General features: G+C 64.5%; 24 protein-coding genes. 13 read left to right on the top strand and 11 right to left on the bottom strand.

Annotation, left to right across the window (positions count from 1 at the left end):
* Window positions 1–325: 325 nt before the first annotated feature.
* On the top strand, window positions 326–2362 hold the full coding sequence (gene paaZ, locus BANT918_RS03690) for a phenylacetic acid degradation bifunctional protein PaaZ (RefSeq protein WP_101619001.1): 2037 nt from the start codon (window positions 326–328) through the stop codon (window positions 2360–2362).
* 188 nt (window positions 2363–2550) lie between these two features.
* Here paaZ and BANT918_RS03695 read toward each other — a convergent pair whose 3' ends face one another.
* The 3 genes from BANT918_RS03695 to paaI form a co-directional block, all read right to left on the bottom strand.
* Window positions 2551–3267 carry a TetR/AcrR family transcriptional regulator gene (locus tag BANT918_RS03695; RefSeq protein ID WP_180957399.1) on the bottom strand — a complete coding sequence of 239 codons (717 nt, stop codon included), beginning with the start codon at window positions 3265–3267 and terminating at the stop codon, window positions 2551–2553.
* Window positions 3268–3342: 75 nt separating this feature from the next.
* Window positions 3343–4638 (bottom strand): phenylacetate--CoA ligase PaaK, encoded by a 1296-nt coding sequence (gene paaK, locus BANT918_RS03700; RefSeq protein WP_101619002.1) that lies wholly within the window; start codon window positions 4636–4638, stop codon window positions 3343–3345.
* 101 nt (window positions 4639–4739) lie between these two features.
* Window positions 4740–5207 (bottom strand): hydroxyphenylacetyl-CoA thioesterase PaaI, encoded by a 468-nt coding sequence (paaI, locus tag BANT918_RS03705; protein ID WP_101619003.1) that lies wholly within the window; start codon window positions 5205–5207, stop codon window positions 4740–4742.
* 552 nt (window positions 5208–5759) lie between these two features.
* Between paaI and paaA the strand changes: the two genes are divergently transcribed.
* The 9 genes from paaA to BANT918_RS03750 are packed head-to-tail and all read left to right on the top strand — an operon-like array spanning window position 5760 to window position 13413.
* The gene (gene paaA, locus BANT918_RS03710; protein WP_101619226.1) at window positions 5760–6734 is read left to right on the top strand and encodes a 1,2-phenylacetyl-CoA epoxidase subunit PaaA; all 975 of its coding nucleotides are present in this window, start codon (window positions 5760–5762) and stop codon (window positions 6732–6734) included.
* A complete protein-coding gene (paaB, locus tag BANT918_RS03715) occupies window positions 6731–7042 on the top strand; it encodes a 1,2-phenylacetyl-CoA epoxidase subunit PaaB (protein ID WP_101619004.1) in 312 nt (103 codons plus the stop codon). Before paaA ends, paaB begins: the two co-directional genes overlap by 4 nt.
* Window positions 7043–7055: 13 nt before the next feature.
* Window positions 7056–8024 (top strand): 1,2-phenylacetyl-CoA epoxidase subunit PaaC, encoded by a 969-nt coding sequence (paaC, locus tag BANT918_RS03720; RefSeq protein ID WP_101619005.1) that lies wholly within the window; start codon window positions 7056–7058, stop codon window positions 8022–8024.
* The gene (paaD, locus tag BANT918_RS03725) at window positions 8018–8557 is read left to right on the top strand and encodes a 1,2-phenylacetyl-CoA epoxidase subunit PaaD (RefSeq protein WP_101619006.1); all 540 of its coding nucleotides are present in this window, start codon (window positions 8018–8020) and stop codon (window positions 8555–8557) included. The genes paaC and paaD overlap by 7 nt, the downstream gene beginning before the upstream one ends.
* Window position 8558: 1 nt before the next feature.
* Entirely contained in the window at window positions 8559–9695 is a 1137-nt protein-coding gene (paaE, locus tag BANT918_RS03730; protein ID WP_101619007.1) for a 1,2-phenylacetyl-CoA epoxidase subunit PaaE, read from the top strand.
* 53 nt (window positions 9696–9748) lie between these two features.
* Window positions 9749–10915 (top strand): thiolase family protein, encoded by a 1167-nt coding sequence (locus BANT918_RS03735; RefSeq protein ID WP_101619008.1) that lies wholly within the window; start codon window positions 9749–9751, stop codon window positions 10913–10915.
* Entirely contained in the window at window positions 10912–11703 is a 792-nt protein-coding gene (locus BANT918_RS03740) for an enoyl-CoA hydratase/isomerase family protein (RefSeq protein WP_101619009.1), read from the top strand. The genes BANT918_RS03735 and BANT918_RS03740 overlap by 4 nt, the downstream gene beginning before the upstream one ends.
* Window positions 11700–12584, top strand: coding sequence for a 3-hydroxyacyl-CoA dehydrogenase family protein (locus BANT918_RS03745; protein ID WP_101619010.1), 885 nt, complete (start codon window positions 11700–11702; stop codon window positions 12582–12584). Before BANT918_RS03740 ends, BANT918_RS03745 begins: the two co-directional genes overlap by 4 nt.
* Before the next feature lie 52 nt (window positions 12585–12636).
* Window positions 12637–13413, top strand: a complete 777-nt coding sequence (locus tag BANT918_RS03750) for an enoyl-CoA hydratase/isomerase family protein (protein WP_101619011.1) — start codon at window positions 12637–12639, stop codon at window positions 13411–13413.
* Window positions 13414–13431: 18 nt separating this feature from the next.
* Here BANT918_RS03750 and BANT918_RS03755 read toward each other — a convergent pair whose 3' ends face one another.
* The 5 genes from BANT918_RS03755 to BANT918_RS03770 all read right to left on the bottom strand — a co-directional run bounded on the left by BANT918_RS03755 (window position 13432) and on the right by BANT918_RS03770 (window position 17467).
* Window positions 13432–14016 (bottom strand): dihydrofolate reductase family protein, encoded by a 585-nt coding sequence (locus tag BANT918_RS03755; RefSeq protein ID WP_101619012.1) that lies wholly within the window; start codon window positions 14014–14016, stop codon window positions 13432–13434.
* 19 nt (window positions 14017–14035) lie between these two features.
* The gene (locus BANT918_RS03760) at window positions 14036–14812 is read right to left on the bottom strand and encodes a TVP38/TMEM64 family protein (protein ID WP_101619013.1); all 777 of its coding nucleotides are present in this window, start codon (window positions 14810–14812) and stop codon (window positions 14036–14038) included.
* A gap of 123 nt (window positions 14813–14935) precedes the next feature.
* Window positions 14936–15106 (bottom strand): hypothetical protein, encoded by a 171-nt coding sequence (locus BANT918_RS17320; protein ID WP_167389370.1) that lies wholly within the window; start codon window positions 15104–15106, stop codon window positions 14936–14938.
* An 18-nt stretch (window positions 15107–15124) separates the two neighbouring features.
* Window positions 15125–16498, bottom strand: coding sequence for an OFA family MFS transporter (locus BANT918_RS03765; protein WP_101619014.1), 1374 nt, complete (start codon window positions 16496–16498; stop codon window positions 15125–15127).
* Between the two features lie 180 nt (window positions 16499–16678).
* Window positions 16679–17467 (bottom strand): SurA N-terminal domain-containing protein, encoded by a 789-nt coding sequence (locus tag BANT918_RS03770; RefSeq protein ID WP_233430341.1) that lies wholly within the window; start codon window positions 17465–17467, stop codon window positions 16679–16681.
* Window positions 17468–17722: 255 nt separating this feature from the next.
* On the opposite strand from BANT918_RS03770, the gene BANT918_RS03775 reads away from it, so the two are divergent.
* Window positions 17723–18079, top strand: coding sequence for a VOC family protein (locus tag BANT918_RS03775; RefSeq protein ID WP_101619015.1), 357 nt, complete (start codon window positions 17723–17725; stop codon window positions 18077–18079).
* Between the two features lie 70 nt (window positions 18080–18149).
* On the opposite strand, the gene BANT918_RS03780 is transcribed toward BANT918_RS03775, so the two are convergent.
* Window positions 18150–18704, bottom strand: a complete 555-nt coding sequence (locus BANT918_RS03780) for a dihydrofolate reductase family protein (protein ID WP_101619016.1) — start codon at window positions 18702–18704, stop codon at window positions 18150–18152.
* A gap of 110 nt (window positions 18705–18814) precedes the next feature.
* Window positions 18815–20287: an MFS transporter gene (locus BANT918_RS03785; protein WP_208617996.1), complete on the bottom strand. Its 1473-nt coding sequence runs from the start codon at window positions 20285–20287 to the stop codon at window positions 18815–18817.
* Between the two features lie 191 nt (window positions 20288–20478).
* Here BANT918_RS03785 and BANT918_RS03790 point away from each other — a divergent pair, with 191 nt between their 5' ends.
* Together BANT918_RS03790 and BANT918_RS03795 are read left to right on the top strand one after the other, a co-directional pair.
* Complete coding sequence (locus BANT918_RS03790; RefSeq protein ID WP_208617997.1) at window positions 20479–20922, top strand: MarR family transcriptional regulator; 444 nt, start codon at window positions 20479–20481, stop codon at window positions 20920–20922.
* Between the two features lie 94 nt (window positions 20923–21016).
* On the top strand, window positions 21017–22213 hold the full coding sequence (locus BANT918_RS03795; protein ID WP_101619018.1) for a M20 metallopeptidase family protein: 1197 nt from the start codon (window positions 21017–21019) through the stop codon (window positions 22211–22213).
* Window positions 22214–22317: 104 nt separating this feature from the next.
* On the opposite strand, the gene fdhA is transcribed toward BANT918_RS03795, so the two are convergent.
* Window positions 22318–23532 (bottom strand): formaldehyde dehydrogenase, glutathione-independent, encoded by a 1215-nt coding sequence (gene fdhA / locus BANT918_RS03800; RefSeq protein WP_101619019.1) that lies wholly within the window; start codon window positions 23530–23532, stop codon window positions 22318–22320.
* Between the last annotated feature and the right edge of the window lie 211 nt (window positions 23533–23743).

Below are 23743 nucleotides of genomic sequence, written 5' to 3' on the forward strand. Positions count from 1 at the left end.
ATCTTTCCATCGCTGGTTCGCTGCGGAGACGGTGGTCCTCTGCTCTGAGTGATCGCCGCTGCTTCCACGCGAGTGACCGAATGGTCGGTAATTGCCTACGAGCACAATGCAGATGGTGACCGCTGTCACTCGGGCGTTGTGGTGACGGCGCAGGGCCTCGCCCGAGCCGGGCCGAGGTAGTTCCAGGGTTCCGGGGTGATCTGCCGGAGTCGACGCGGCAATGACATTAACCGACCGATTGGTTAGTATTGCTTTCAGGAATCGGCAGCGGTGCCGACGTCGGCCGCCGTGCACCCGGAGACATCGTTGAACAGGGAGAGCAGACATGACCGAAATTCTCAGTTCGTATGTGGCAGGCGACTGGCACACCCCCAACGGGAAGCCCGACAGCGCCCGAGCCGTCCACGACGCGACAAACGGCCAGCTCCTCCACCACGTCTCCTCGGCGGGCGTCGATTTCGCCGCCGTCGATGAGTACGCGCGCGGCACCGGAATTCCCGAACTGCAGAAGCTGACCTTCCACCAGCGCGGAGTGATACTCAAGAAGCTCGGCGCCTACCTGATGGAACGGGCGAAGGACTACCACGAGATCTCCTTCACCACCGGCACCACCAAGCGCGACGGCTTCGTCGACATCGAAGGCGGCATCGGCACCCTCTTCACCTATTCCGGCGTCGCCCGGCGGCAGATGCCGAACTCCACGGTCCATCTCGACGGAGGGGTCGAGCGTCTGTCGAAGACCGGCACCTTCCTCGGCCGCCACATACTTACCTCCCGACAGGGATTGGCAGTCCAGATCAATGCCTTCAACTTCCCCGTCTGGGGCATGCTCGAGAAGTTCGGCCCCATGTTCGTCGCCGGTATTCCCGTCGTCGTCAAGCCCGCCACTGACACCGCGCACCTGACCCGTGCAGTGGTCGCTGACATGATCGGCTCCGGACTGCTGCCGGCCGGTTCCATCCAGCTCATCAGCGGCGACGTCACTCCACTGTTCGACTATCTGGCCGAACAGGACGCCATCGCCTTCACCGGTTCCGCGGCCACGGCGAAGCGCCTGGGCGGTCTGGAGTGCGTGCGCGATCGCGGCACGCGCTTCTTCGCCGAAGCTGATTCCCTGAACTTCTCCCTACTGGGTCCCGATGCCGGGCCGGGCACCGAGGAATTCGACCTCTTCGTCTCCGGCGTCGTCGCCGAGATGACCGTCAAGGCCGGCCAGAAATGCACGGCGATCCGTCGTGCCCTCGTCCCCGAACAGCACGCCGAGGCCGTCGCCGAGGCACTCGTTGCGAAGCTGTCGACTCAAGGCGTCGGTAACCCCCGTGAGAAGTCCACCCGGCTGGGCCCGGTCGTGTCGAACAGACAGCGTGACGACGTCCTCGATGCCATCGACACGATCACCTCGGCGGGGGCCCACGTCCTCACCGGTGGTCGCGAAGCCTCTGATGAGCTGGCGAAGGACCTCGGCGGGGCCTATGTCGCTGCAACGGTGCTCCAGGCTGACGATCCCTGGGTCGACGCCGTCCACGACATCGAGGCCTTCGGGCCTGTGGCCTCGCTGATCACCTATTCCTCCACCGCCGAGGCGGTCGCCCTGGCCGCTCGCGGGCGCGGTTCCCTGGTCGGCTCGGTCGTCACCCACGACCGCGAATTCGCCACCGAATTCGTGTGCCAGGTCGCGCCCTGGCACGGACGCATCCTCGTCCTCGACCGCGACGACGCCGAGGAATCGACCGGGCACGGTTCACCGCTGCCCACCCTCATTCACGGCGGCCCGGGACGTGCCGGCGGCGGCGAGGAGCTGGGCGGACTGCGCGGCGTCGAGCACTTCATGCAGCGCACCGCGATCCAGGCCTCCCCGGACATGCTCACCGCCATCGGCGGGGAGTGGGTCGCTGGAGCCGAGCGCCACGTGGGACAGCATCCGTTCACGAAGTCGCTGGCAGATCTGCGCCTCGGCGATGCCCTCGAATCCGAGTGGCGCACCGTCAGCCTCGAGGACATCTCGCACTTCGCGGAATTCACGGGAGATACCTTCTATGCCCACACCGACGAGGAGGCGGCGGCCGCGAACCCGTTCTTCCCGGGACGCGTGGCACATGGCTACCTCATCGTGTCCTTCGCCGCAGGGCTCTTCGTCCAGCCGGACCCCGGCCCGGTGCTCGCGAACTACGGGCTCGAGGGACTGACCTTCATCACACCTGTCTCACCAGGGGATTCGCTCAAGGTGACCCTGACCGCGAAGCGCATCACACCGCGTGAGACCGACGAGTACGGCGAGGTTCGCTGGGACGCGGCAGTCGTTAACCAGAACGACGAGCCCGTCGCGAACTACGACGTGCTCACACTTGTCGCCAAGGAGTAGGCGCACCTCCGCAGTCCTTCGCACAGGCGTGGACGCTCAGGCCTCCGCGACTGCGGTCAGAATCACCAACGGTTGGTAAGTTCTCTTCGGCCCAAGAGCGGATTTCGATGAGAACTTACCAACCGTTTGAGCTATGTCGGGATGCGGGTTGGCGCAGGTGCGCCCGGCGGGACGAGCGGTGCGGGGCTTCAGACCTCGAGGCCGGTGAAGGCCATGGAGGTCACTGCGTCGGCGATGGTTTCGGGATCGACGGGGTAGCTCGGGCGATACCACTCGGTGATGGAGTTGACCATGCCGAAGAGAAGGCGTGTGATCAGGCCCGGTGTGAAGTCCGAGCGCAGACCACCCTCGTCGATCGCCTCGGCGACCAGGGTTCTGATCTTGTCGTCGATCTTCCGGCGCTGGTCAAGAGCTTCGCGTTCGACGTCTGAGTTTCCCCGCACTCGCAGCAGCAGCGTCACGGAGTGGTGGTATTCGATGAGGATGACAACACTGGCATGCACGGCTGCCCGCAGGCGCTCGAGCGCGGTGAGGCCGGTGCGCTGGCGTTCGTCCTCGACCGCTGAGTCCAGAGCGCTGATGCCGCGGTTGATCGCTAAGTGCAGCAGCTCTTCCTTCGACTTCACGTGATGGTAGATCGCGGACTTCGTGATTCCGAGCTCGCGCGCCACAGTGTCCATGGACGTGCCGTCATAGCCGCGCGAGACGAAGACCTCGGTGGCCTTGTTGATCAGTGTCTCGCGGTCGTAGCCGGGCCGTCCGCGACGGGTGCGCTTGGGCTGTGCCGGTGCGCCCGCCTCGGCGCCCGCGTCCGGTTCGGACCCAACGCCCGCCTCGGCGCCCACGGCAGCATCGACACCTGACTCGAGGTCAGGTGTGGGCTCAAGTGAAGACGTTTTCGGCATGCGCACCAGTCTAACCAGCCCGCGGTACGCGCGCCGCGATCCCCGTCACAGCAGCGATCCGCTTCGCAGGTTCGCTCACCTGAGGCCCTCGCGGCGGTCGATGATGCGCTTGAGCTTGCCGACCGAGCGGGGCAGCTCACCGGGCTGGAGTACCGACACGGTCGACGAGACGCCCAGGCGCTGCTTGATCCGAGCCGTGACCAAGCCCTCCAAACCGTCGAGTTCGACAGCGCCCACGCCTTCGCGGCACTCGACCTCGACGGTGACCTCGTCCATGCGGCCCGGGCGAGTGAGCACGAGCTGGAAGTGGGGGCTTAAGTGTTCGAACTCGAAGAGCACGGACTCGACGTTGGCCGGGTAGACGTTGACGCCGCGGATGATCATGAGGTCGTCGGACCGGCCGGTGATGCGCGAGATGCGGCGGAAGTTTGGGCTCGCAGTGCCGGGCAGAAGGCTCGCCAGATCATGTGTGCGGTAGCGGATGATCGGCAGCGCCTCCTTCGTCAGCGAAGTGAAGACGAGTTCGCCCTCCTCGCCGTCGGGCAGGGCCTCGCCGGTGTAGGGGTCGACGATCTCCGGGTAGAAGTGATCCTCCCAGATGGTCGGGCCGTCCTTGGTCTCTGCGGATTCGCAGGCCACACCAGGGCCCATGACTTCGGACAGGCCGTAGATGTCGACGGCATTGATGCTGAAGGACTTCTCGATCTCCTTGCGCATCTCGTCCGTCCACGGCTCGGCGCCGCAGATCGCGGTCTTCAGACTCGTCGTCGTGGGGTCGACGCCCTGCCTGCGGAACTCGTCGAGGATGGTCAGCAGATAGGTCGGCGTGGCCGTGATGATGTCGGGCTTGAAGTCCTGGATCAGCTGCACCTGCCGCTGAGTCTGCCCACCGGAGACCGGGATGACTGTGAACCCGTGCCGCTCCGCACCGTGGACGCCCAGACCGCCGGTGAACAGCCCGTAGCCGTAGGCGTTGTGCATCATCTGACCACGTTTTCCGCCTGCGCCGAGGATTGAGCGTGCGATGAGGCTGCCCCACTTGTCGAGGTCGCCCAGCGTATAGCCCACGACGGTCGGCAGTCCGGTCGTGCCCGAGGACGCGTGGACACGAGCGACCTCTTCACGCGGAACGGCGAACATCCCGAACGGATAGTTGTCGCGCAGGTCCTGTTTGTTCGTAAATGGCAGCTTCGCGATGTCGTCAAGGCTGGTGATGTCGGCAGGGGTCACGCCGAGCTCGTCGAACGCCTGCCGATAGAACGGCACCTTCTCATAGACCTTCGTGACCGTGGACTGGAGGTTGGCGAGCTGGTCGGCACGCAGCTCATCGAGGCTCATGCGCTGGCCGGCGTCGAGATCATTGGCAGTCATCGTTGTCTCCTTGGTCAATCCTGGTGTGCTTCGCAGTTCGTGAGGCGCCGAGGCGGGGCGTCGTGTCAGGGGCCACCGGGTGGGGTATCCCTGAGTTCAGGTCAGGGTGAGGTCGTCGTCGGCTTCGGCGGTGGCAGGGTGCGGGAGCGGCCGCGATAGACCGCGATGATCTCGTCACCGCGTCTGACTTCGACGTCGTAGACGCCGGAACGGCCCTGCTTGACGACTTCGCGACCGTGAGCGATAAGGTGATCGCCCATGAAGGTGGGCTTGAGGAAGTCGATGTCTCCGCCGGAGGCGACTGTGATCGAACCCGGATAGTTGCAGGCCATCGCGAAGGTAGTGTCGGCGAAGAGGAAGACATAGCCGCCGTGGGTGATGTCGTGGCCGTTGGTCATTATCTCGGTGATCGTCATCGAACACTGCGCCCAGCCGGGGCCGTGATCGTCGACGGTGATGCCCAGATGCTGGGAGGCGCGATCGTTGGCGAACATCGCCGCGGCGCCGGCCGGTTCCTCGCCTTCGTCGCCGTGGACTGTCGCTGTCGCCTCGTGGCTGGGTTCTCCCATGTCAGGCTCCTCCTCGAGTCGCTGGTTGATGGCACTCTCAGCCGCTGAGACTGCACGTGAATGATGGAGATCGATTCCTCGCGGAACCCAGCAGGAGTGCCCTGGAGCGACGTCGGAGAATAAACGACCATCTGGTCAATAAATATCGTTGTGATCGGCGTCTCTGTCAAGTCGGACGAGCTAAAAGGCTGAAACATGCAAGCTTGAACCTCGCGGCAACGGTCCCACGCCGAGGCTTCTGTGCGTGCACCGCCGGCTCGGAGCTCCACCGTTGTGTCGAGGGAAGCGCCGACGCGGCGCCCTTGTTTCGAGGGAATTGCGCGCGCGCCGCCACTGCGGCCGCGGCGTTGCACCGCGGCGTGCGGTGTGCCACACTGATAGTGATCAATACAGAACAAATGGTCAGTAAATGGTTGTCCCGGGCTGGCGGTCATACGGTGCTCGAACAGGCGGTCCTACGATGGTCGAACAGGCGGTCCTACGATGGTCGAACCGAACGATCAGTGCAGAACGCACGGTCCGCAGAAGGGCACATCCAAGGGTGGAGTGGTCATGACGACGCAAGTCAACGAAACAGAACTCGAGGCGCAGTTCGCCGACACGATCAGCCGTAAGGACCGGATCGAGCCGCGTGACTGGATGCCGGAGAAATACCGCAAGACTCTCGTGAGGCAGGTGGCCCAGCACGCCCACTCGGAGATCATCGGCATGCAGCCCGAGGGCAACTGGATCTCCCGTGCACCCTCGCTGCGTCGCAAAGCGATCCTGCTGGCCAAGGTCCAGGACGAGGCCGGTCATGGTCTCTACCTCTACTCGGCGGCCGAGACCCTGGGAGCCACGCGCGATGAGCTGACTGAGAAGCTCATCGCCGGTAAACAGAAGTACTCCTCGATCTTCAACTATCCGACGCTGTCCTACACCGATGTCGGCACGATCGGCTGGCTCGTCGACGGCGCCGCGATCTGCAATCAGGTGCCCCTGTGCCGGACCTCCTTCGGCCCCTACGGTCGCGCGATGATCCGCATCTGCAAGGAAGAGTCCTTCCACCAGCGTCAGGGCTACGAACTGCTGATGACGATGATGCGCGGGACCGAGGAGCAGCGGGCCTCGGTGCAGGAGTCGGTCAACCGCTTCTGGTGGCCATCGCTGATGATGTTCGGCCCGCCGGATGACGACTCGCCGAACACCGAGCAGTCGATGGAGTGGGGCATCAAGACCCACACGAATGACGAGCTACGTCAGAAGTTCGTCGACATGTCCGTCCCGCAGGCCGAGGCCCTGGGCGTGACCTTCCCCGACGAGGGGCTGAAATGGAACGAGGAGCGCGGTCACTACGACTTCTCAACCCCGGATTGGGATGAATTCTGGGCCGTGGTCAAGGGCAACGGGCCCTGCAACGAACAGCGTGTTGCCCACCGCAAACGCGCATGGGACGAAGGAGCCTGGGTGCGCGAAGCAGCGCTCGCCTTCGCCGAGAACTCCGCCGCCGACACCGAGAACACCGCCGCCGAGGAGGCCGCGAAATGAGTGCAGAGACACAGACACCAGCGACTCGTGGCGAATGGCCCCTCTACGAAGTATTCGTACGCGGCAAGCGCGGACTCAACCACGTTCACGTCGGATCCCTGCACGCCGCCGATGACCAGATGGCGATCCACCATGCCCGCGACGTCTACACCCGCCGCAATGAGGGCGTGAGCCTGTGGGTCGTCCGCTCCTCGTCGATCACGGCCTCGAGTCCCGACGAGAAGGACCCCATGTTCGCCCCGGCAGGCGACAAGGTCTACCGCCATCCCACCTTCTATGACATCCCCGACGATGTCCCCCACATGTGAGGAGACGGCGACGATGACCAACGAACCTTCCATCAACGTCGATCACGACGAGGCCGGAGCCAACATCGAGCACGGTGACCACGACAACGCCTACTCGGGTCTGCTCGTCAACGACGCACACTGGGCCTTCGGCACCGACTTCGAAGACCCCCTCGCCGGCGTCGACACCACCGTCCCCTCGGGCGTCGACTCACATGAGCTCGCGGTCTACTGCCAGATGCTCGGTGACGACGCGCTGATCTTCTCCCAGCGCATCTCCGAATGGTGCTCCAAAGCGCCCGACCTCGAAGATGACATCGCGCTGGCCAACATCGCTCTGGACCTGCTGGGCCAGTCCCGGCTCCTGCTCGCCCGGACGGCGGCCGCCGACCCGAGCCTCGTGCCGCAGCTGCCCGAGGGCTCGCCGGTGCCCGACGAAGATCGTCTCGCGTTCTTCCGTGAGGACCTGGCGTTCCGCAATGTCCGCCTCGCCGAGGTGCCCAACGGTGACTTCGCCGAGGCGGTCGCGAAGATCCTCATCTACTCCACCTGGCGTCTGGCGATCTTCGAGCGCCTGCAGTCGAGCAGGGACACCGTCCTTTCGGCCATCGCAGTCAAGGGCGTCAAGGAGATGTCCTACCACCGCGACTTCGCCGGCCGCTGGGTCCTCACCCTGGCTCGCGGCACCGAGGAATCCAAGACTCGCCTGCTCACAGCGCTCGACGGACTCTGGCCCCTGTGGGACGAACTCTTCGAGACCCACCCAGTCGAAGCCTCGGTGGCGGCCGCTGGGATCGGTGTCGATCCCGCCGAGGTGGCCGATGAGGCCGGGGTCATCCTCGACCAGGTCTTCGCCGCAGCCGGCATCGATCGCCCCGAACGGGGCGCGCTGGCCGGAGTGCGAGGACAGAAAGGTCGCGACGGACTGCACACCGAAGCACTGTCGAAGATGCTCGCCGACATGCAGGTCGTCGCCCGCCAGTACCCGGAAGGACAATGGTGACCGCAGTACTTCAGACCCGCATGTCCGGCACCCCCGCCGAGGCGCTCGATCGTGCCCGCGTCGCCGCAGCTCGCGTGAGAGACCCGGAGATGCCGATGCTCACGCTCGTCGATCTCGGCGTGCTTCGTGATGTCGCGATCGAAGACGGACGCGTCGTCACGACCATCACCCCCACCTACTCGGGATGCCCGGCGATGGCGACGATGCGTGATGACCTGCAGCGCGAACTCCAGGACGCGGGATTCGAAGGCGCCGAGGTGCGGGTGTCCCTGACACCGGCCTGGACGAGTGACTGGATCACCGAGGAAGGGCGGGCGGCGCTGAAAGGTGCTGGAATCTCCCCACCCGGGCAGGCACCGAAGCATCAGGGGCCCGTGGCTCTGACCCTGATGCCCACGAAACGGGCGCTGACCTGCACCCTGTGCGGTTCTGCCGATGTGAAGCTGTCCTCGGAATTCGGGCCGACGGCATGCAAGGCGATGTACCAATGCCTCGACTGCCTCGAACCGTTCCAACATGTGAAGGAGATCTGAGATGACCGAAACGATCAATCAGAGCACCGAGGCGACTGCCGCGACCGAGCCCGACGATGCGATCGAGCCGACCGGCAGCTCCACCCGGTCGAGCTTCTACCCGCTGACCGTGAAGTCGGTCGACCACCTGACCGAGGACTCGGCAGCGGTGACCTTCGACGTCCCGGACGAATACGCCGAGATCTTCGACTTCGCTGCGGGGCAGTCCCTGACCCTGCGCCGGATGATCGACGGCGGAGAACACCGCCGCTCCTACTCCATCTGCGCCCCGGCCGGCACCAATCCGCGCATCGGTGTCCGCGAGATTCCCGACGGGCTCTTCTCCCAGTGGCTCGTCAACGATGTCCGCCCCGGTGAGACGATCGAGGTCCAGCCGCCCAGCGGCAGCTTCCAGGCCGATCCTGACCTGGGCGGACGGCACCTGTGCATCGCAGCGGGCTCCGGCATCACCCCGATGCTCTCGATCGCCAGCACCGTGCTGTCCAACCCCGACGCCTCTCTCACTTTGCTCTACGGCAACCGCACCACGAACACCGTGATGTTCGCCGAGGAGCTCGCCGACCTCAAGGACTCCCGCAACCAGCAGCTCGACCTCATCCATGTCCTCTCCCGCGAACCCCGGGAGGTCGATCTCTTCTCCGGTCGCCTCGACGAGGAGAAGCTGCGCGCGCTGCTGACCAACCTCGTGCCCATCGGCGACATGGATCACGTGTGGCTCTGCGGTCCCTTCGGCATGCTCAGCGACGCCCGCGCGGTGCTCGCCGAATTCGGTGTGCCCAAGGACAAGATCCACTTCGAGCTCTTCTACGTGGACGAACCGCCACCAGAAGTCATCCACGCGGACAAGGTCGTCGAGGGCGCCACCAGCGACGTCACGATCGTCCTCGACGGACGACGGACCACCTCGGCGATGTCACAGGGCAAGACGATCCTCGATTCGGCGCAGGAGTCACGCTCGGACCTGCCGTTCGCCTGCAAGGGCGGAGTCTGCGGCACCTGCCGTGCCAAGGTCTGCGGCGGCGAGGTCGACATGGTGCGCAACTACGCCCTCGAAGACGCCGAGGTTCAGGAGAACTTCGTCCTCACCTGTCAGACATTCCCCGCCAGCGACGAGGTCACGGTCGACTACGACTCGTGATCGCGTCGATTCAGACTCGTGAGATCCTGGAGACACCACTACTGAGGAGACCTATGCCTGAGGCTTTCGTCCTGGATGGACTGCGCACACCCATCGGCCGCTACGGCGGAGTCCTTGCTGATCAGCGACCCGATGATCTGGTCGCGACCACGCTCAAGGCCGTCGTGGACCGGTCGGGAATCGATCCGGCGGACATCGACGAGGTGATCCTCGGCTCGGCGAACCAGGCCGGTGAGGACAACCGCAACGTCGCCCGCATGGCCGTACTGCTGGCCGGTCTGCCCGAGTCCGTTCCCGGCTTCACCGTCAACCGCCTGTGTGCCTCAGGGCTGACCGCGATCACGACTGCACGGCAGATGATCGCCGCCGGTGACGCCGATGTGGTTGTGGCCGGTGGCGTCGAATCGATGACGCGCGCACCATGGGTGACTGAGAAGCCCTCACGCGCCTGGGCGAAGCCGGGCAAGTCCTGGGACACCTCCATCGGCTGGCGCTTCACCAACCCCGCCTTCGGCGAGGACACGACCCTGTCGATGCCCCAGACCGCCGAACGTGTGGCCGAGAAATGGAAGCTCAGCCGTGAGCAGCTCGACGAATTCGCGTACAACTCGCATCGGTTGGCACTGGCCGCACAGGACGCGGGAAGATTCGATCCCGAGATCCTGTCCATCGGCGAAGCCAGCGCCGACGAAGGACCGCGTGCGGACACCACTGTGGAGAAGCTCGCCAAGCTGCGCGCCATCCACGGCCCAGGAGGGGTCATCACCGCGGGAAACTCCTCCTCCCTCAACGACGGTGCCGCCGTCGTCATCCTCGTCAGCGAGTCCTACGCGCAGAAGCATGACCTGAGCCCCAGGGCGCGCGTCGTCACCGGTGCCAGCGCCGGTGTATCCCCGGAGATCATGGGCATCGGACCTGTGCCCGCCACCCGCAAGGTCCTCGACCGTGTCGGCTGGAGCGTCGACGATCTCGAAGCCGTGGAGCTCAACGAGGCCTTCGCCTCGCAGTCCCTGGCTTGCATCGGCGATCTGGGTCTGGACCCGGAGACCGTGAATGCCTTCGGTGGTGCGATCGCGCTGGGACACCCGCTGGGCTGTTCGGGAGCACGCATCACCCTGACCCTGCTCAACCGCCTCGAACAGGCGGATGCCAAGCGTGGTCTGGCGACGATGTGCGTCGGCGTCGGCCAGGGTTCGGCACTGCTGTTGGAGCGGGTATGAGCGCCGACGGCGGGAACTCTCCGCTCATCATCGAACGCCGCGAGGATCGCGTCATCATTCGGCTCAACCGTCCCGAGGTGCGCAACGCCATCGACCAGTCCATGGTCGATGCCCTCCACGAGGTGTGTGCCGAACTCGAGGCCGATCCAAAGGTCGCCATCCTCACCGGCTCGAAGGGCGTCTTCGCCGCGGGCGCCGATATCGGGCAGCTGCTGGGTCGCGGCCGCGAGGACGCCCTGGCCGGCATCAATTCGAAGGTCTTCACCCGGATTCAGGAACTGCCGATGCCCGTCATCGCTCTCGTCGAGGGCTTTGCCCTGGGCGGCGGAGCCGAACTCGCCTTCGCCTGCGACTTCCGGATCGGGACACCTGCGACGAAGATCGGCAACCCGGAGACCGGCCTCGGCATCCTCGCGGCGGCCGGTGCTGCCTGGCGTCTGCGTGAACTTGTGGGCGAGCCCCGTGCGAAGGAGATCCTGCTGGCCGGTCGCACACTGCAGGCCGAGGAAGCGAAATCGATCGGACTGCTCAACGACGTCGTCGACCCCGAGGACCTCGAAGTCGCGGGTCAGGCTCTTGCCGACCGGATTGCGAGCTTCGCACCTCTGGCCGTGAGGCTGAGCAAATCCGCCTTCCACGCCCCGCGCGAGGCCCACCCGCTCATCGACAATCTGGCCCAGGCCGTGCTGTTCGAAACCGAAGAGAAGCACACTCGCATGGAAGCTTTCCTCGCCAAACGCGAAGCGAAGAAGCGGAAGAAGGCTGAACAGAAGGGCGCCCCCGAATGAGCGAGCAGACCGCACACGAACCTGACGCCGTGCACACGGCGAACTCAAGCAGAGGTGCCCAGGTCCCGGAGACCGTCGGAGTATACGGCGGCGGACGGATGGGCGCCGGCATCGCGCACGCCTTCGCCAGCGCCGGAGCCCGCGTCATCATCATCGAGAGCACCGAAGAGACCGTGGCCGCGGCCACGGAGCGCGTCAACTCCTCGATCGAGAAATCGAAGTCCAAGGGCCTCACGGTCACCGGGACGGTGGAGGTCACACGGGATCCGACCCTGCTCGACCAGGCACTCCTCGTCGTCGAGGCCGTCCCGGAGATCGTCGAACTCAAACAGCAGATCCTCGCCGCCATCGCGAAGCACGCCCCGGCCGCCAGCATCGCCACGAACACGAGCGCACTGTCCATCGATGAGCTCGCCGCAGCACTGCCCCGACCGCAGGCGCTGATCGGACTCCACTTCTTCAATCCCGTGCCCGTCAGCGACCTCGTCGAGGTCGTCGTCGGCACCCATACCCAGCCCGAACTCGTCGACGTGGCGAAGTCCTGGGTGGCGGGGCTGGGCAAGACCGCGATCACGGTCAGGGACTCACCGGGATTCGCCTCCAGCCGCCTCGGCGTGGCCCTGGCTCTGGAAGCGATGCGGATGGTCGAGGACGAGGTCGCCAGCGTCGAGGACATCGACACCGCGATGACCCTCGGCTACCGGCATCCGGCCGGGCCGCTGCAGACCACGGACATCGTCGGACTCGACGTCCGACTCGGCATCGCCGAACATCTGGAAGCGGAGCTGGGTCCCAGGTTCGCGCCTCCGCAGCTGCTCAAGGACAAGGTCGCCGCAGGTCAGCTGGGCCGCAAGTCCGGGCAAGGATTCTATACTTGGTGACCAGGCAGGCAGTGAACCCACTTGCCGCACCGTCATCTGCAAAGGAGCACATATGACCGAGATCCGACTGTCCAACCAGGGGAACATCGCAGAGATCGTCCTCGACGGCCCGGAGTCCCGCAATGCCCTGGACGCCGACAACCTCCGTGACCTCGCCGCAGCGGTGGCCAAGGTCGCCGAGGCGATCCCGAGCGTGCGCGCGGTCCTGATCAGAGGAGAGGGCAAGGTCTTCAGCTCCGGTCGCGACATCTCAGCCGTCGGCGTCGAGACCGATGATGCGCACGCGTTCCTCGCCGAGGTCTTCACCCCGGTGTTCCAGGCCATCCGCGCCCTGCCGATCCCCGTGATCTCGCAGGTCCAAGGTGCCGCCCTGGGGTTGGGCTTCGGGGTCGCGGCGGCCGCTGACATCATCATTGCCGCCGACACCGCGAAGTTCGGCTCGCCCTTCGCAGCGATCGGCGCGATGCTCGACTCGGGTGCCCACCATGTGTTCCTCGACCGGGTCGGCTACCACCGGACCATGGACCTCATCATCACCGGTGACTTCATGACCGGCGCCGAGGCGGCAGCCGCCGGCGTCGTCTCCCGCGCGGTCCCCGTCGAGGAGCTGTCCGACTTCGTCGCGTCGAAGCTCGCGACGATCGTGACCGGGCCGGCCGAGGCCTTCGCGATGGAGAAGGGCTTCGTGCAGAAGCTCGCCGACGACCGTCCGACCCTGGCACAGGTGCTGGCCGAGGAGGCCAACCTGCAGGAGACCGCTCGCCAGACTCCGGACTATGCCGAGGGGTTCAGGGCCTTCCAAGAGCGCCGGGCACCGAACTTCGGCTGAGGGCTCGTTGACGCCGCATCACGGGTGGAGGGTGGGGCGGTATGTCAGCTCTTGGATGTTGCCATCGAGGGTATGGCACTCGAGGAGATCGAGATCGAAGTCGGCTGCCTCGGCGAATATCGGGTCGGCACCGCTGTGACCGCTGATCACGGGGAAGATCGTCACCTGGATGCGGTCGACGAGGCCTGCGGCCAAGAGGCTCCGGTTGAGGGTCGGGCTTCCGTGTGAGCGCAGTGGAATGTCGGATTCGGCTTTGAGACGGTTGACGATGTCGACGCCATCACCGCGGGCGATGCTCGCATCGGGCCAGTCGAGCGGGTCGTCCAGCGAGTTGGAGATGACGGTGGTCGGCAGAAATTTCATCCTGGTGTTGATCGGATCGTCTGCTTCCGACTCCAAGGTGAGCCCGGCGTGGAAATTCTGGAGCAGGCGGAACGTGGTGGCCCCGAGAACCAGCCTTTGGCGCTCGCCGTACTGACAGGCTCGCCGATCGAGGAACTCGGGTCCCTGTTTGCCCCAGAACCCGCCCCAATCACCGTGTTCGTTGTAGGATCCGAAGCCGTCGAGGGTGGAGAAGACATCCCAGGTGTAGGCAGCGGTCATGGTGGTGCTCCTTTCTTGATCAGTCCTCGTCCTCCGGCTGCGTCGAACCGTTCTGCTCTTCGGACCCGGCCTGTTCCAGCGATTCATCCGGTGGAATGGGTGCTTTCTGGGTCGACTTCCAGCGGCGGAAGGTGAGGATGGTCAGGACGATGACCAAGGCCCAGGAGATGGCGACCGCGATGCCGTTGACGATGCCGGGCTGTCCGATGAAGGCTCCGACGGCCACGAGGGAGAGCTGTCCGGGCAGAGCGGAGACGACGGTGGCGATGAGGAAGGTGCGGCTCCTGATCCCCAGCGCCCCGCTGCCGTAGTTCACCGGCCAGTAGGGGAAGCCGGGCATGAGACGCAGTGTGCACACCGCGTAGAATCCGCCGTTGGTCAGCCGAGATTCGATCGCCTCAGCGTGGCTGCCCAGCAGTCTCATCACGGTCTCGCGACCCAGGGCCCGCGAGATCCAGTAGCCGCCGAAGCAGCCGGCCAGCACGCCGACCATCGACAGGATCGTGCCGAACACCAGGCCGAACGCCAGCCCACCGGCAACGGCCATGATGGTGACGGGGATCGGAGTGGCCGCGACAAAAGCGTAGAGGAGGATGAAGATGCCGAAGCCCCAGAAGCCCGCATCCGCGATCTCTTCCTGGAGACCGTCGAGTGAGGGCAGGCGAACGTTGAGGATCAGCCACAGCCCGGCGAGCACCGCCAGGGCCAATGTCACGTTGCGCAGGATCGAACCCCAGGGCACCTTGTTTGAACTGTGAGAGCCGGAGTCCAGCGCGGGGTTCTCATCTTTCGGCATGACTTGATCCTACGTGCCAGGGCGGCAGGGCATCACATCGGTGCTGAGAGCGAAACGGCCGGCGACCTCGGCGCAGGTACAGGAGCCGAATGATGCTCCGCCCTGTCCTGTCATCGCGCCCGTTCAGTTGGTGAAGATCGCGACGGCCTTGATCACGGTCAGGGTCAGACCCCAGACGAGGCCGCCGACTACGACGACCGTCAAGGTCGATCCGACAGCCTTATAGGTGCCGCCGACGGGTGACTGCGGGGAGCCCTCGGCCGGGACAGGTGCTGCGGGAATGGAATCGCTCATGGTGTCCGTCCCTTCCTTTCAGTTGTTGTCTTCGATCACGGTGGACTGTTTGACCCTGACTGTCTCTTCGCGTTCGAAGTGCCTTTGGCTGACCGGCCGGATGAGGGCGTTGGCGATGAAGCCGATAGCCAGTGCCCCGACCATGATGTACATGCCCGGGGTGTAGAGCTCCGGGCCGGTCTTGCCGGCCTTCTCGCCGGCCTCGACAACGGAGTTGACGATGAGTGGTCCAGCAACACCGGCCGCCGACCATGCGGTGAGCAGTGCGCCGTGGATCGCGCCGACCTGGTAGACGCCGAAGAGATCCTTGAGGTAGGCCGGAACGGTGGAGAAGCCACCGCCATAGAACGAGATGATGACGAGGGTGGCGAGAATGAAGAGCACGATGGAGCTGCCGCCGAAGAGCGCGACGACCAGGTAGAGCAGGAGCCCACCGCCGAGGTAGAGCATGTAGTTGTTTTTGCGACCGAGGTAATCCGAGGTCGTCGACCAGATGAAACGACCGCCCATGTTGCCGATTGACAGAAGACCGACGAAGCCGGCTGCTGCTGCGGCAGTGATGCCGAAATAGGCCTGGACCATCGGAGCGGCATTTTCGAGGATGCCGATGCCAGCGGTGACGTTGAGGAAGAGGGCGACCCACAGCAACCAGAACTGAGGGGTGCGAATCGCACTGCGGACAGAGACGTTGCCCGTGGTCTGCATGGGCTTGGTCGTCGCCTTGGCAGGATCGAAGCCCTTCGGCGACCACTCGGGGTGAGGGACTCGAATGACGAAGGCACCGGCGGTGATGACGACGGCATAGACGATGCCGAGGGTGATGAAGGTCGGAGTCAGGCCCGCGACGAGGTTCTCCGGTTCTGACCCGCCGCCGTACATGCTCATCAGCTGGTTCGACATCGGGCTGGCGATGAGGGCGCCGCCGCCGAAGCCCATGATGGCCAGGCCTGTGGCCAGTCCTGGACGGTCCGGGAACCACTTCATCAGCGTCGAGACCGGGGAGATGTAGCCGATGCCCAGGCCGATGCCGCCGATGACACCGTAGCCCAGGTAGACGAGCCACAGCTGTCCGGTCGTGATTCCCAATGACGCGATGAAGAAGCCGACCACCCAGCAGGTACCTGCTGCGACCATGGACGCTCGCGGTCCGTTCTTCTCCACCCAGGGACCGAAGACGGCCGAGGAGATGCCGAGCATGAGGATCGCGATCGAGAAGATCCAGCCGATCGAGACTTCACCGGCGTCGAAGTGTGACATGAAGGGGATCTTGAACACGCTGAACGCGTAGACCTGCCCGATGCACAGATGGATTGCCAGGGCCGCCGGCGGGATCAGCCACCGGTTGAAGTTCTTCGGGGCGACGATCGCTGATCGCGTGAGGACGGAAGCCATGGAAGGATCCTTAGATTGGTGTGCTCTGCGTGCGGCATTCATTGGTCGCACGTGCTGTGAGGCCGAGCGTGTCATTGCGACACGTTTCTGGACCCACTACACATTAGAGCGCACTCAAGGATTTGGCGAAAAACACTCAGAAATTCCCCAAGAATGAGACTCGGGCTAGGGGCTGTCCGGTCAGAGGTTGATCGTGACGTCGCCCTTGTCGCGCAGCTTCTTGGCGTACTTCTGGGTCGCCTCGGTCGACTTCTGGCTCTTCACCTGCTTCTCGAGCTGCGGACGCATTTCCTCAAGTGGCGGGACTTCCTGGGCCTGCTGGCCGCTCTGCTGCGCCATCTGCTCCTGCTGGGTCTTCGCCTGCTGGTAGGCCTGGCCGATCTCTTCGCCGCTGACCTTGAACTCGCCGTATTCGTCCTTGATGAGATCTTCGATCGCCAACTGGGTCTTCAGCTCGGAATGGACCTTCTTCTCGTCCATGCCCTGCTTCTTCATGGCGGCAAGAAAGTCCTTCTTGCTCATCTGACTCGCTTTGGCAGACTCCTCGAGAGCCTTGTCGATGTCCTTACCGGAGATCTTGATGTCACGCTTCTGGGCTTCCTGGCTGAGCAGCTTGGTGCTGACCAGGTTTTCGGCCGTCTGCGTCTTGAGCTGCTTCTCATCGACCTGCTGGCCCGACTGCTGTGACTGCATCTGCATCTGCTGGTACTGGGTCTCGTAAAGGGGGACGAAGTCATCCTTCGTGATCTTCTCACCGTTGACCTCGGCAACGACATCAGGAATGCCATCAGTGTTCGGCTTGCCGTCTTGGCCCTGGGCTTGGTCTTGCCCCTGGCCCTGGCCCTGACTCTGCCCAGCAGCGGCGGAGGTCTGCTCGTCCGCTGGTTTGTCCTCGGCTGAACCGCAAGCGGCGAAGGACACCACGGATACGGACAAGACGAGGCCCAGCAGCCACTTGCTCTTCTGCACATTCACTCCTGATATTGGGGTCAGCCTGTCAGGCTAACAGTCGCGATTCATTGAAGTATGTGTGGAGGATGAAAGTCGCTTGGCAGGACGAGTTCAGGCCCTTCGGCCACGAGGCGGCCATAGAGGGTGCTCAATGCTTCGGGCCTTCTTCGCGAGACCCCTATGTCGAGTCAGCGACTGCGGATAGACTCGTGATGAATCGGGTGTGTGGTCGGTCCCCACCGGAGACCGGTTTGCGGGCGGAGGTGTCCACAGATGCAATCGAAATTTCGCGGCGTGTTCCTGACCTGCGATGACGCCGGGGCGACGGCTGACTTCTACCGGGACGTCGCAGGCCTCGGGTTGGAAGCCGTCAGCAGCGACGAGTACACCTACTGGATGCTGGACATCGACGGTGTCCAGATCGCTCTCCATGACGCAAAATCCTTCGCAGACTACAGTTATCCGCCCGACCCGGCGTCCAATCTCACTCATCTCTACTTTCGGGTTCCTGATCTCGTGGAGTTCCTCGACCACGTGCAGAGTGTGGGTGCACCACTTGTCGAGGTCGATGATGTGGTCGTCACGCTCGAAGATCCCGACGGCCGGAAGGTGATGTTCGGGACGGCGTGATTCCTCGCAGGCTCTCTGCACACTCGCCGACCACCTGCCAGGCGCGCAGATGCTTTCAAGACTCAGTGAATCACTTGATGCCTGTGGGCTCGTAGGCCGCGTACACGACGCCGCTGGCGAAGGACTTCGAATCGAGCAGTCGCAGTCGAGGCGGCCCGGCGTCGTCGGGAAAGAACCCACGTCCGCGTCCCTGCCACGCCGGATAGGTGAACATGCGGTACTCATCGACGAGATCGGCTGCGATAAGCGCATGTGCCAGGGTGATGCTGCCGGTGAGGATCACGTCTCGGCCCCGTTCATCGCGTAGGGCAACGACAGCCCGCAGCGGATCTTCGCGGATGACGGTTGTGTTCTGCCAGTCCGGTTCGGTCAGCGTCGTTGACACCACCCGCTTGTCGATCTGGTTGAGGTGGGCTGCGACCCCGGTTGTGTCATCGGTTTGCAGCGGCCAGTAGCCACGGAAGTCCTCGAAGGTCTGCCGACCAAGCAGCAGCACTTCCTCATTGGCCGCCTGCCGCATGAGTTCAGCGGACAGCTCCTCGTCCTGGGCCTGCGGATCGAACCAGTCGTCGAGCATTTCGACCCGGCCGTCGAGGGTCATGTTCTGGGTGATGATGATTCGCATGGCTGGCTCCTCCGTCAGTGGCGGCGTGAGTGACAACGCTACGCACACCGAAGCCCGAGGTCCATGGTCTCGGACGGCTCATGGAACTCGGGCGCTGAAGATCGTGTCAGTCAGGCGATGGACTCGGCGTGCTCCGAGGTCTCGACGACATGCGTCTCCGGCTTGCCGCGTTTGATCAGGAGCACGACGAGGGCTCCGGCCAGTGCCGCTGCGGCTCCGATGATGAAGCAGGTGCGGAAGGCGGCCTCGTCGGGGATCGAGATCCCATTGTTAGACACGGTCTGACTTGTCAGGACGATCGCCATCACGGCACCTGCCGTGGTTGTTCCCATCGAGCGCATGAGCGCATTGACGCCGACACCGGAACCCGCCTCGGCGGCGGGGGAGTTCTCGAGGATGAGTGTCGGCATGGCGGCGTAGCCGATTCCCACTCCGGCGCAGGCGATGCAGGTCGCGATCATGAGCATCCATGGCGCTCCGGCAAGGAACACCGCGAAGACGTACCCGGCGGCGATGACCAGGGCGCCGAGTACGAGAGTCGAACGTCCGCCCAGAGTTGAGAGCAGACGACTCGAGATCGGGGTGAAGGCGAGCATCATGAGGCCGCCCGGGGCCATCCACAGTCCGGCCTGGAGCATCGTCTGTCCGAGCCCGTATCCGGTGGACTCGGGCATCTGCAGAAGCTGGGGGACGACGATGGACTGCGCCATCATGCCGAAGCCGATGAGCAGGGCCGCAATGTTCGTCAGCAGGATCGGTCGTCTGATCGTGGTGCGCAGATCGACGAGAGGATGAGTGTGATGGGCCTCGAAGAATCCCCAGCCGATGAGGACGACGAGTCCGCCGATGATCGATATGAGCGTCGAGGGCGCCGTCCACCCCCAGTCGTTGCCCTTGGAGACTCCCGTGAGCACACCGACGATTCCCACGGCGAGACCGACCGCGCCGAGGAAGTCGAAGCGTCCCCGGTCGATCGGGGAGATCTGGGGGAGGAAGAGGAACGAGAGCACAGTCATCGCAGCCGCGAGAACCGCCGAGAGCCAGAACAGCATGTGCCAGTCGAAGGCCTGAGCGATCCAGGCGGCGATCGGAAGTCCCAGTGCCCCGCCGACTCCGAGGGTGGCGCTGATGCCGGCCACGGCGGAATTGCGCATCGCCGGCGGTGTCACCTCACGCACGAAGCTGATCGCCACCGGAATGTAGCCCATGGCGAAGCCCTGGAGGATTCGACCGATGAGCACCGGGCCGATGGTCGAGTACAGGGCACAGATGATGGATCCGGCCAGCATGATGACCGCGGAGGCGACAAGGATCGGTTTGCGCCCGTAGATATCAGCAAGTCGCCCGGCTACGGGCATGGCGACACCGCCGGCGAGGAGTGTGGCCGTCACGACCCACGCCGCATTGCTTGCTGGGGTGTCCAGCAGTTGGGGGAGCTCGGGCTGGAGGGGGATCACCAGTGACTGCATGAGCGCTGCGCACAGGCTGGAGAAGCCGAGCACCATAGCGATGAGGACCGGTCGAGGAGCCGCAGGTCCGCCCTCCTGTTCGGGAGTATCAGCGGTCGTACGTGGGGAGTTCAAAGATCTGGCCTCTTCCTGTCGGAGCCGGGGAGTCGGTGAGTCCGGCGGTCATATATGTAATTTACATATTTACGACTTATGTAGAATACATTTCTATGGACGAGCAATCAAATGCGGGACGCCGAACAGAGCGGAATCCGGGCCGATGTCGAGGAGATCACAACGGTGCGTCGGTTTCCGGGGACCGCCGGGTGGCCGATCTGATCACGCGACTCGACGCCGCCAGACGGGCCCATGGGCACCAGATGGACCTCGGCACGGCTGACCTGCGGATTCTGTGGATGTTCTCCGACGATCGGGCTCGCACACTCAAAGAGATCGCAGAGGAGCTGCGGCTCGAGCAGTCCACGGTCAATCGCCAGATCAATGCCGCGCTCAACGCGGGTCTTCTGCGCCGTGATCGTCGCGCGGGCAGCGCGGCGCACGAATTCTCTGCCTCGGCCGAGGGGGAGCGGGCCTTCGAGGCCGATGTCGAGAAGTCCATGGCTGCCTACCACTTGGGCCTCGAGGCGCTGGGTACGGACATCGATGAATTTCTCGCTGGATTCAGTCGATTCGTCGAGGCGTATGGGCAAGCGGTTCGTCCGGTTCCCAGCGGCGAGACCGAAGAGCCGGACGCGGACCGGACTCAGTAGAGTCGAGTCCACCACCCACATCGCCTCGGACCGCCCACATCGCCTCGATGGGCAGGCGAGGCACCAAGCCAGCCATCACTCGAAGAGGAGAATCATGTCCATTCCCGATTTTCGCACTGAAGCTCAGGGCCTGTTGAGCAACCTCAGGGACTTGCGCCGGACTCTGCACGCCAATCCGGAGCTCGGTTTCGATCTGCCATTCACGCAAAAGACCGTCCTGGACGAACTCGCAGGGCTGGGGCTCGAGATCACGACGGGGGAGTCGCTGACGTCGATCGTGGCCGTGCTCAAGGGCGGACGCCCCGGGCCCGCAGTTCTCCTGCGCGGGGACATGGATGCCCTGCCCCTGGTCGAGGACACGGGCCTGGACTTCGCGTCGGCGAATGGCAATATGCACGCCTGCGGCCACGATATGCACACCGCGGGCCTCGTCGGTGCGGCCCGCCTGCTCGCTGCGCACAGGGATGAGCTGCCAGGTTCGATCGTGTTCATGTTCCAACCCGCCGAAGAGGTCGAGGGCGGTGCCGAGCCGATGATCGCCGAGGGCGTTCTCGAGGCCGCGGGTACTCCTCTCGTCGCCGCCTACGGAATTCACGTCGAGGCGGCCGAACGCGGGCTATTCACGACCAGAGGCGGTCCGCTCATGGCCGGATTCGCCGATCTCAATCTCACGATCCACGGTGCCGGTGGCCATAGCTCGCAGCCGCAGTCCACCCGTGATCCGGTGCCCGCGGTCGCTGAGATCGCGCTCGCCTTGAACACGATGACGACCCGGTCTTTCGACATCTTCGACCCCGTCGTCGTCTCCGTGACTCAGCTCGAGGGCTCACAGGCCAGCAACATCATCCCGGACACCGCGAAGCTGACTGCTTCGGTGCGCTTCCTCTCTGCCGACTCCATCGCCCTGCTCCAGGAGCGTGTGCCCGAAATCGCGGAGAACATCGCCCGCGCACACCGATGCACCGCCGAGGTGGACTTCCAGGTCGGATTTCCTGTGACCGTGAACAACCCCGCCGAGACCCGCGTGGCCATCGACCGCCTCGGCGAGGTCTTCGGGGCCGACCGCGTTACGGAGATGGGTTCCCCGCGGATGGGGTCCGAGGACTTCTCCTACGTGCTGGAGAAGGTGCCCGGCACGTTCGTGTTCCTCGGAGCCACCCCCGAAGGGGTCGACCCGAATGCGGAGACCAACCATTCGCCCAGGGTGGTCTTCGACGACGGGCTCCTCGGCGACCAGGCAGCGGCTCTGGCCCACCTGGCCTTTGCGCGTCTGGCGGACGAGCAGGACTGAGGGTTCGCTGGGCCATCCGGTCAATGCCTTGAAGCCTGAAACCCGGGCGCGGCAGCGAAACATAGGCGTGCTCGCTGCCGCGCGGCGAGGGCGCGCCGCGAGCCTCAGGCCTTGATCATGCCATGGGGGTCGAGGACGAACTTCTTGGCGACACCCGAGTCGAAGTCGGCGTAGCCCTGCGGGGCGTCGTCGAGGGCGATCGGAGTAGCGTTGACGTTCTTCGCGATCGAGACCTTGTCGTTCAGGATCGCGTGCATGAGACCGCGGTTGTACTTCATGACCGGACACTGGCCGGTGACGAAGACGTGGGACTTCGCGAAGCCGAGTCCGAAGCGCATCGACAGTGAGCCCTGCTGGGCTGCTTCGTCGGCCGCCCCCGGATCGCCGGTGACGTAGAGCCCCGGAATGCCCAGGGCGCCGCCGGCGCGGGTGATGTCCATGAGTGAGTTGAGCACGGTGGCCGGAGCCTCCGTGGCTGCATCTTTGCCATGGCCCCGAGCTTCGAAGCCGACGGCATCGATGCCGCAGTCGACCTCGGGAGTGCTGAGGATCTGCTCGATCTGATCCTTCGGGTCGCCCTTGGACACGTCGACGGTCTCACAGCCGAAGGCGCGTGCCTGCGCCAGGCGGTCCTCGTTGAGGTCGCCGACGATGACGACCGATGCACCGAGGAGCTGCGCCGAGGTGGCCGCAGCGATCCCGACCGGACCTGCACCCGCGACGTAGACCGTCGACCCTATCGTGACGCCTGCGCCGACCGCACCGTGGAAGCCGGTGGGGAAGATGTCGGAGAGCATGGCCAGGTCGAGGATCTTCTCCATCGCCTGCTCCTTGTCCGGGAACTTCAGGACGTTCCAGTCGGCGTAGGGGACGAGGACGTATTCGGCCTGCCCGCCGACCCATCCGCCCATGTCGACATAGCCGTAGGCAGAGCCCGGGCGGTCGGGGTTGACGTTGAGGCAGATGCCGGTCTGGCGTTCGATGCAGTTCCGGCAGCGACCGCAGGAGATGTTGAACGGCACGGAGACGAGGTCGCCGACCTTGACGAATTCGACGTCACGGCCGACTTCGACCACCTCGCCGGTGATCTCGTGGCCGAGGACGAGCCCTTCGGGTGCAGTGGTGCGACCGCGAACCATGTGCTGGTCGGAGCCGCAGATGTTCGTGGCCACGGTCTTGAGGATCACGCCGTGATCGACCTTGCGGCCGACATTGGCGGGATGGACACCGGGCCCGTCCTTGAGGACGAAGTCGGGATAGGCGGTGTCGACGACTTCGACCTTGCCGGGACCTGCGTAGCTGATTGCCTTGTTGCTCATCGTTGAGTCTCCAATCAAATGAATGTGGAAGTGGCGAACCTCAGGAGAACCGATCAATCACCTGAAATATCAGTCTTGCATCAGACGTGACTGCAGTCTCGCCGTTGGCTCAGGCGTCTGTCAATAGCCGTCTGGGACGCCGACGGCTGCCGTCTCGAAACTTGGGGGAGCTGGTCGGTACGGGTGCCTGGAGGCCCAAGTGCACAGCTTG

The sequence above is a fragment of the Brevibacterium antiquum CNRZ 918 genome (genome assembly GCF_900169145.1).
Taxonomy (GTDB): Bacteria; Actinomycetota; Actinomycetes; order Actinomycetales; family Brevibacteriaceae; genus Brevibacterium; species Brevibacterium koreense.

Excerpts from the sequence above, each read along its gene's own strand:
- paaZ (WP_101619001.1), top strand. The coding sequence starts at position 326 with ATGACCGAAATTCTCAGTTCGTATGTGGCAGGCGACTGGCACACCCCC.
- BANT918_RS03695 (WP_180957399.1), bottom strand. The coding sequence starts at position 3,267 with ATGCCGAAAACGTCTTCACTTGAGCCCACACCTGACCTCGAGTCAGGT.
- paaK (WP_101619002.1), bottom strand. The coding sequence starts at position 4,638 with ATGACTGCCAATGATCTCGACGCCGGCCAGCGCATGAGCCTCGATGAG.
- paaI (WP_101619003.1), bottom strand. The coding sequence starts at position 5,207 with ATGGGAGAACCCAGCCACGAGGCGACAGCGACAGTCCACGGCGACGAA.
- paaA (WP_101619226.1), top strand. The coding sequence starts at position 5,760 with ATGACGACGCAAGTCAACGAAACAGAACTCGAGGCGCAGTTCGCCGAC.
- paaB (WP_101619004.1), top strand. The coding sequence starts at position 6,731 with ATGAGTGCAGAGACACAGACACCAGCGACTCGTGGCGAATGGCCCCTC.
- paaC (WP_101619005.1), top strand. The coding sequence starts at position 7,056 with ATGACCAACGAACCTTCCATCAACGTCGATCACGACGAGGCCGGAGCC.
- paaD (WP_101619006.1), top strand. The coding sequence starts at position 8,018 with ATGGTGACCGCAGTACTTCAGACCCGCATGTCCGGCACCCCCGCCGAG.
- paaE (WP_101619007.1), top strand. The coding sequence starts at position 8,559 with ATGACCGAAACGATCAATCAGAGCACCGAGGCGACTGCCGCGACCGAG.
- BANT918_RS03735 (WP_101619008.1), top strand. The coding sequence starts at position 9,749 with ATGCCTGAGGCTTTCGTCCTGGATGGACTGCGCACACCCATCGGCCGC.
- BANT918_RS03740 (WP_101619009.1), top strand. The coding sequence starts at position 10,912 with ATGAGCGCCGACGGCGGGAACTCTCCGCTCATCATCGAACGCCGCGAG.
- BANT918_RS03745 (WP_101619010.1), top strand. The coding sequence starts at position 11,700 with ATGAGCGAGCAGACCGCACACGAACCTGACGCCGTGCACACGGCGAAC.
- BANT918_RS03750 (WP_101619011.1), top strand. The coding sequence starts at position 12,637 with ATGACCGAGATCCGACTGTCCAACCAGGGGAACATCGCAGAGATCGTC.
- BANT918_RS03755 (WP_101619012.1), bottom strand. The coding sequence starts at position 14,016 with ATGACCGCTGCCTACACCTGGGATGTCTTCTCCACCCTCGACGGCTTC.
- BANT918_RS03760 (WP_101619013.1), bottom strand. The coding sequence starts at position 14,812 with ATGCCGAAAGATGAGAACCCCGCGCTGGACTCCGGCTCTCACAGTTCA.
- BANT918_RS17320 (WP_167389370.1), bottom strand. The coding sequence starts at position 15,106 with ATGAGCGATTCCATTCCCGCAGCACCTGTCCCGGCCGAGGGCTCCCCG.
- BANT918_RS03765 (WP_101619014.1), bottom strand. The coding sequence starts at position 16,498 with ATGGCTTCCGTCCTCACGCGATCAGCGATCGTCGCCCCGAAGAACTTC.
- BANT918_RS03775 (WP_101619015.1), top strand. The coding sequence starts at position 17,723 with ATGCAATCGAAATTTCGCGGCGTGTTCCTGACCTGCGATGACGCCGGG.
- BANT918_RS03780 (WP_101619016.1), bottom strand. The coding sequence starts at position 18,704 with ATGCGAATCATCATCACCCAGAACATGACCCTCGACGGCCGGGTCGAA.
- BANT918_RS03795 (WP_101619018.1), top strand. The coding sequence starts at position 21,017 with ATGTCCATTCCCGATTTTCGCACTGAAGCTCAGGGCCTGTTGAGCAAC.
- fdhA (WP_101619019.1), bottom strand. The coding sequence starts at position 23,532 with ATGAGCAACAAGGCAATCAGCTACGCAGGTCCCGGCAAGGTCGAAGTC.